Source organism: Mesorhizobium sp. WSM4845 (genome assembly GCF_055811455.1).
On the sequence record NZ_JBVVQA010000032.1, the window covers coordinates 72,802 to 79,952 of the forward strand.

6 protein-coding genes are annotated in these 7,151 nt (G+C 62.5%); all 6 read left to right on the forward strand.

What is annotated here, in order from left to right:
* Positions 1 to 148 precede the first annotated feature (148 nt).
* The 6 genes from AC0L2C_RS28005 (at position 149) to AC0L2C_RS28030 (ending at position 7,071) form a co-directional block, all read left to right on the forward strand.
* A complete protein-coding gene (locus AC0L2C_RS28005) occupies positions 149 to 1,099 on the forward strand; it encodes an ABC transporter permease (RefSeq protein ID WP_473524934.1) in 951 nt (316 codons plus the stop codon).
* A 36-nt stretch (positions 1,100 to 1,135) separates the two neighbouring features.
* Complete coding sequence (locus tag AC0L2C_RS28010; RefSeq protein WP_192363930.1) at positions 1,136 to 2,014, forward strand: ABC transporter permease; 879 nt, start codon at positions 1,136 to 1,138, stop codon at positions 2,012 to 2,014.
* A gap of 51 nt (positions 2,015 to 2,065) precedes the next feature.
* The gene (locus tag AC0L2C_RS28015; RefSeq protein ID WP_473524935.1) at positions 2,066 to 3,376 is read left to right on the forward strand and encodes an NAD(P)/FAD-dependent oxidoreductase; all 1,311 of its coding nucleotides are present in this window, start codon (positions 2,066 to 2,068) and stop codon (positions 3,374 to 3,376) included.
* Positions 3,377 to 3,440: 64 nt separating this feature from the next.
* Positions 3,441 to 4,868 carry a threonine synthase gene (thrC, locus tag AC0L2C_RS28020; RefSeq protein ID WP_473524936.1) on the forward strand — a complete coding sequence of 476 codons (1,428 nt, stop codon included), beginning with the start codon at positions 3,441 to 3,443 and terminating at the stop codon, positions 4,866 to 4,868.
* A gap of 32 nt (positions 4,869 to 4,900) precedes the next feature.
* Positions 4,901 to 5,845, forward strand: a complete 945-nt coding sequence (locus tag AC0L2C_RS28025; RefSeq protein ID WP_473524937.1) for a homoserine kinase — start codon at positions 4,901 to 4,903, stop codon at positions 5,843 to 5,845.
* 38 nt (positions 5,846 to 5,883) lie between these two features.
* Entirely contained in the window at positions 5,884 to 7,071 is a 1,188-nt protein-coding gene (locus AC0L2C_RS28030) for a glycine C-acetyltransferase (protein ID WP_473524938.1), read from the forward strand.
* The last annotated feature ends 80 nt before the right edge of the window (positions 7,072 to 7,151 follow it).

Consider the following 7,151-nt stretch of genomic DNA (forward strand, 5'->3'; position numbering starts at 1 on the left):
TGATCACACCACCCACCCACCCCCCCCCCCCCGCCCGCCGCCTGGGTGCCGGCGCCCGTCCCCCCCCCCCCCCCCCCCCCCCCCCCCCCCCCCCCCCCCCCCCCCCCCCCGCCAGTCACCGGCGCTGTCTTGAAAGAGGAGAGTTGAAATGCGCGGATTCCTGCTCAACCGGCTCTCACAGAGCCTCATCCTGCTCCTGATCGTGTCGGTCATCGGGTTCCTCGTCCTGAACCTGCTGCCGGGGGGGCCGCTGGCGCAATTCGGGCTCGATCCCAGCATGACTCAGGACGATCTCGATCGCCTGAAAGAGCAATTGGGGCTGAACCGTCCGCTTTTGATCCAATATTTCGACTGGGCCTGGCGGCTTCTCCAGGGCGATTGGGGCCACTCCTTCCGCGACGGCGCGCCTGTGCTGGCAGTGATTGGCCGGCACGTCCCTGCGACGCTGCTGCTGATGGGGACGTCCACCGCGATTGCGATCGCCATCGGCACCTGGATCGGCATTCGTGGCGCCACGCACCGCTATTCGCTGTTCGACTATATGGCGACGGTCGGAGCCATGGTCGCGCTGTCGATCCCGACCTTCTGGTTCGGGCTCGTCGGCATCTACATCTTCTCCCTGCAGCTGGGCTGGCTGCCTGCAGGCAACATGTACACGATCGGCGACGGTTCGGTCCTGAATTACCTGCATCACCTGATCATGCCAAGCATCGTGCTGTCGCTGGTGCATGTCGCGATCTGGAGCCGCTACATGCGATCGGCGACGCTCGACGCCATCAGCCAGGATTTTGTCAAGACCGCCCGCGCCAAGGGCCTGAGCGAGCGCCGAGTCATCATGAAGCACGTCGTCGGCAATGCGCTTTTGCCGATGATCACACTGGCTGGGGTGCAGCTTCCCAGCATCCTGACCGGCGCGCTGGTGACGGAGACAGTGTTTACCTGGCCGGGGATGGGTCGACTGTTCCTGGACAGCCTCGGCTACAGCGACTACCCGGTCGTGATGGGACTGCTGATGTTCTCGGCCATTCTCGTCATCCTGGGCAACCTGATCGCAGATATTGCCGTGGCGATCGTCGACCCGCGCATTCGTCTGGGTTGAGCGCCTAACCTCACGCCCAACAGGAGGCACCCGAAAATGACCGCTCTCGTCGCAAATGCAGGACCAAGCCGCTGGTGGCGCAGCCGCACCGTGCGCCGTTTCACGAGCCATCATCTGGCGTTGCTGGGAGTGGCGATGATCACCCTCCTGACGCTGGCATGCGTCTTCGGCCCTCATCTCCTTCCCTACGATTCCCTCTACATCGATTTGCGCGCCCGCTTTTCACCGCCGCTGACCGGCGACCACTATCTCGGGACCGATCCTCTGGGGCGGGACGTGGCGGCGCGACTGTTCATGGCGGGGAGGACTTCACTGCTGGTGGCCTTTTTTGCCATGCTGCTGTCGACGCTGATCGGAACACTCGTCGGCGTGATCGCGGGCTACCGCGGCGGCTGGATCGGCGCAGCGCTGATGCGCACGGTCGACGGGTTCCTGTCATTCCCTTCGATCTTCCTGCTGCTGGCCTTGGCCGCGGCACTGAAGCCGAGCCCGGCTATGGTCACCGTCATCGTCGCTGTCACCAGCTGGATGGAGGTAGCCCGGATTGTCGAGGCCGAGGTGCGGTCATTGCGCGAGCGCGAGTTTGTGCTGGCCGGGCGCATGCTGGGGCTTAGCGGTGCGCATATCATGTTCCGCGAGATCCTGCCCAACGCCATGGGCCCGATCATCGTGGCCGCGACGCTGACAGTCGCGCACGCCATTCTCCTGGAAGCCTATATCAGTTTCCTGGGTTATGGCATTCAGCCGCCGCTGCCCAGCTGGGGCAACATGCTCGAGGGCGCCCAGCAGTATCTGGACAGTGCACCCTGGCTGGCGATCATTCCCGGCGCCGCCATCACCATCGCCGTGACAAGCTTTAATTTCATCGGCGACGGGTTGCGCGATGCGCTCGACGTGCGGGACGACCGCGTCTGATCACAAAAGCGGCCCGCGCCTCACCCGAAAACCCATCGAGAAGTGACTCTCATGCACGAGCCGAAAGTCGCCAACAAGAGCACACCCTACTGGTGGGAAGCGGCGCCCGTCACGGCGCTACCGCCGCAGCCCCTGGCGAGGACGGTCGATGTGGCAATCGTCGGCGCCGGTTATGCGGGGCTTTCGGCCGGGCTTGCGCTGGCGCGCGAGGGGCGCTCGGTTGCAGCTTTTGATGCGATGAATCCGGGCGAGGGGGCCTCGTCGCGCAATGGCGGAATTACCAGCGGGAGCATCCGGCTGGACTACGCCACGATAACCCGGCGCTTCGGCGAAGAAAAAGCCATGGCGATCGAGGCCGAGGGCAAGGTCGCGCGCGAATTCCTTTACGACTTCATCAAGTCGGAAAAGCTCGACTGCGACTTTCAACTGGTTGGCCTGTTCAAGGGCGCCATCGGATATGAACAGTACGAGAAGATGGCCCGCGGCGCCGAGGGGTTGGCGAGAAAACTGGGGATCGAATCCTACGCTGTTCCATATGCAACGCAGCGCGACTACGTCGGCACCGACTTCTACCGCGGCGGCACCGTCAGGATGGACATCGGCGGGCTGCACCCGGCCAAGTTCCACGCCGAGCTCCTGCGGGTGGCGCTCGCTTCGGGACTGGCGGTGCATTCGAACACGCCCGTGACGTCAATTGAAAGGGATAGCTCCGGGTTCCGCGTCGCCACTTCGGCCGGAACGGTGCAGGCGCGGCAGGTCCTGGTCTGCACAAATGGCTACACGGATGGCGCCAGTCCGTTCCTGCGCCGTCGGCTGGTGGCGGTTCGCAGCAGGATCATTGCCACCGAGGAATTCGCGCCTGAGCTCATGGCGCGCCTGATGCCGAAGCGGATGATGATGGGTGAGGGCCGCGAGCTTGGCTTCTATTATCGCCCTTCGCCGGACGGCAGACGCATCCTGCTTGGCGGGCGCGACAGCTCGCGTGCAGGCGATCCGGCAGCCCCGACGCTCCGTTTGCGCAACGGGCTGGTCGAGCTTTTCCCTGAACTGGAAAATGTTCGACTCTCGCATAGCTGGTTCGGCAATGTGGCGATGCACCGTGACATGCTGCCCAGGATCTTCGAGAAGGATGGCGTGCTCTATGCCACCGGCTTCTGCGGTTCGGGCGTGGTCTGGGCGCCATGGGTCGGCACGCGTGCGGCTCACAAGCTGATGGGACATGGCGATCGGGCGCGCACCGCGTTCGACTTTCGGCCGCCTGCGGCGATCCCGCTCTATCGTGGCAATCCGTGGTTCCTGCCGGCCGTTATCAAGGGCTACGCCCTGCAGGACCGTATCGCCTGGTGGCGCGCCAGCCGCTGAAGGCCGAAGGGTGGCGGTCACTCGACCCTTGCCGAACAATTGCGGCGACAAGGAACAGCATCACATGCACTACATCTCCACGCGCGGCCATCCCGAACGCAGGAAGTTCTGCGAGATTCTGCTTGAGGGCCTTGCCCCGGATGGCGGCCTCTATGTGCCCGAGGTCTACCCTCGGCTGGATGATGCCACGCTGGATCGGTGGCGGGGCTTGTCTTACCCAGTGCTCGCCTTTGAAATCCTGTCGCTCTACATCGACGATATTCCGCCCGCTGACCTGAAGGCCATCTGTGCAAAGACCTACAGGCCCGAGGTTTTTGGGACCGCCAGGATCGCGCCCGTGCGAACGCTTGAGAGCGGTCTCCATGTGGCGGAACTGTCGAACGGTCCCACCCTGGCGTTCAAGGACATGGCGATGCAGTTGCTCGGCAATTTGCTCGAGTATGAACTGGCGCGGCGGGGTGTGGAGCTGAATATCCTCGGGGCAACCAGTGGCGACACGGGCAGCGCGGCGGAATATGCCATGCGCGGCAAGAAGGGCATCCGCGTCTTCATGATGTCGCCCCACGGACGTATGAGCGCCTTCCAGCAAGCCCAGATGTTCAGCCTGCAGGACGACAACATTCACAACATTGCCATCGAAGGGGTGTTCGACGATTGCCAGGACATCGTGAAAGCCGTGTCCGGCGATGCTGACTTCAAGAGGCGCCACCGGATCGGCGCCGTAAATTCGATCAACTGGGCCCGGCTGGTCGCTCAGGTGGTGTATTACTTCTCTGCCTATTTTCAGGTGACTGAAGAGAATTCGTCAGAGGTCGACTTTGCCGTTCCCTCGGGCAATTTCGGCAACGTCTGCGCCGGTCATGTTGCGCGTATGATGGGACTTCCCATTTCCCGTCTCGTCATTGCGACCAACGAGAACGATGTGCTCGATGAGTTTTTCCGCACCGGGGTGTATCGCGTGCGGGGCCAGGCGGATACTTATGAAACCTCGAGCCCATCCATGGACATTTCCAAGGCCTCCAATCTCGAGCGTTTCGTGTTCGACTTGCTCGGTCGCGACGCCAGCCGGACGAGATCGCTGTTCGACGATCAACTGCGCGAAAGCGGGTCGTTCGATCTCAGCGGGGATCCCGCCTTCGGGAAGGCGGCGGACCATTTTGGTTTCCGCAGCGGGAAGAGCACCCACGCCGACCGGTTGAAGACGATCCGTGACGCGTGGCACCGCTTCAACGCGCTGATCGATCCACACACTGCAGACGGCCTGAAGGTCGCGCGCGAGCATTCGGTTTCGGATGTGCCCATGATCGTGCTCGAGACGGCCCTGCCGGTCAAATTTGCGGAGACCATCAGGGAGGCCCTGGGCCGAGAGCCAGTTCCTCCGCAACGGTTCGATGGCATAGAGGGTTTGCCGAGACGGTTCAAACTGCTTCCCGCCGATGTACAGACCGTCAAGACCTACCTCGCCGAAACCCTGCGGGCCGCAGTCTGCTGAAATGCTGCTTCCTCGACCGGGACCTTTTCGCCATGGCCGTATATACCGAGCTGTCACCCGACGAAGTCGCAGCCTTCTTTCAGGCTCTGGGCCTGGGACAGCCGAATTCCGTTCGCGGCAGCACAAGCGGAATTGAGAACACGAACTACTTTGTGGATACCGAGGCAGGCGAATATGTGCTGACCCTGTTCGAGCGGCTCACGTTCGAGCAATTGCCCTTCTACCTTCACCTGATGAAGCACCTTGCGGCGCGGCGAATGCCGGTCCCGGATCCGGTTGCCAACGTCAGAGGCGAAATCCTTCACACGCTAAAAGGCCGGCCTGCCGTGATCGTCAACAGGCTTCCTGGCGAGAGCGTGACGGCGTCGACAGAGTCGCATTGTCGCGCTGTCGGGGAGATCCTGGCGCGAATGCACGTGACCGCGAGCGACTACCCACGGCGACAGGCCAATCCGCGCGGCCTCGAATGGTGGAACGCGGTGGTGCCGGTGGTCGGCCGCTGCGTATCCGAGGGACAGCGCTCGCTGCTCACAAGCGAACTGGCCTTTCAGAACCACATTGCTGTGTCCTCCACCTACGAGCAACTCCCCAGGGGGCCGGTGCACGCTGATCTCTTTCGCGACAACGTGTTGTTTGAAGGTGATCACCTGACCGGCGTCTTCGATTTCTACTTCGCCGGATGCGACACCTTTCTGTTCGATATAGCCGTCTGCCTCAATGACTGGTGCGTCGATAGTGGCACCGGCCGCCAAGACACTAAGCAAGTTGCCGCCTTTCTCGGCGCGTATGAGTCAGTTCGCGCGCTCACTGGACCCGAACGCTTTTTGCTTCCTGCAATGCAGCGCGCTGGAGCATTTCGTTTTTGGCTGTCGCGTCTCTGGGATCTGTACCAGCCCCGGGAAGCTGCGCTCCTCAAAGCACACGATCCAGGCCACTTCGAGCGCATGTTGCGCGTGCTCCGGGGAGACATCGCATGAGCAAGACCGCGAAGATCACCAATGGAAGTGGAAGCACGATGGCACCGACTCTCAAAGACCACGTTGGCGAGCTGCTTTCGCAGATCGAGACGGAGGGCCTGTACAAGCGCGAGCGCGTCATCACCTCGCCCCAGTCGTCCGAGATCGAGGTCGGCGGCCGCAAGCTGCTCAATTTCTGCGCCAACAATTATCTTGGCCTCGCAGATAGCGCCGACTTGCGCGATGCGGCCAAGCAGGCACTCGACCGCTATGGTTATGGCATGGCGTCGGTGCGTTTCATCTGCGGCACACAGGAGGAGCACAAGCAGCTCGAGGCAAAGATATCGAGATTCCTGGGTATGGAGGACACAATCCTCTACGGTTCCTGCTTCGACGCCAATGGCGGCCTGTTCGAGACGCTGCTTTCCGAGGAGGACGCGGTCATTTCCGACGCGCTCAACCACGCCTCGATCATCGACGGCGTCAGGCTCTCCAAAGCAAAACGCTTTCGCTATGCCAACAACGACATTGCGGCGCTCGAGGAGGAATTGAAGAAGGCCGAAGGCAGCCGCTTCAAGCTGATCGCCACCGATGGTGTATTTTCAATGGACGGCATCATCGCCAATCTGAAGGGCGTCTGCGATCTCGCCGACAAGTACAATGCCATGGTGATGGTCGACGACAGCCACGCCGTCGGCTTCGTCGGCGAGCACGGCCGCGGCACGCCGGAATATTGCGGCGTCGAGGGCCGGGTCCATATTCTCACCGGCACGCTCGGCAAGGCACTGGGGGGTGCCTCGGGTGGCTACACAGCGGCGAGCAGGCCGGTGGTCGAATGGCTGCGCCAGCGCTCGCGGCCTTATCTGTTTTCCAACACGCTGATGCCTGCTATCGCCGGGGCCTCGCTGAAGGTGCTGGATATGATCGAGCAGGGCGGCGGCTTGCGCCGCCGGCTCTACGACAACGCCTCGCGCTTCCGCGCCAACATGGAAAAAGCGGGCTTCACGCTGGCGGGAGCCGACCACCCGATCATTCCGGTGATGATCGGCGATGCCGCGCTGGCTTCGCAAATGGCCGACATGCTGCTTGAGCGCGGCATCTACGTGATCGGTTTTTCCTTCCCCGTCGTTCCCAAGGGCCAGGCCCGCATCAGGACGCAGATGTCGGCCGCCCATTCCAGCGCCGACATCGACCGTGCGGTCGAGGCGTTCGGCGCGGTCGGGCGCGAACTTGGTGTGATTTCCTGAACGCCGGAACCGAAAAGCGATTCCGGATCAAGAGTTTCAAGGGACAAAAGAATGTCGAACATGATGAAGGCGCTGGTCAA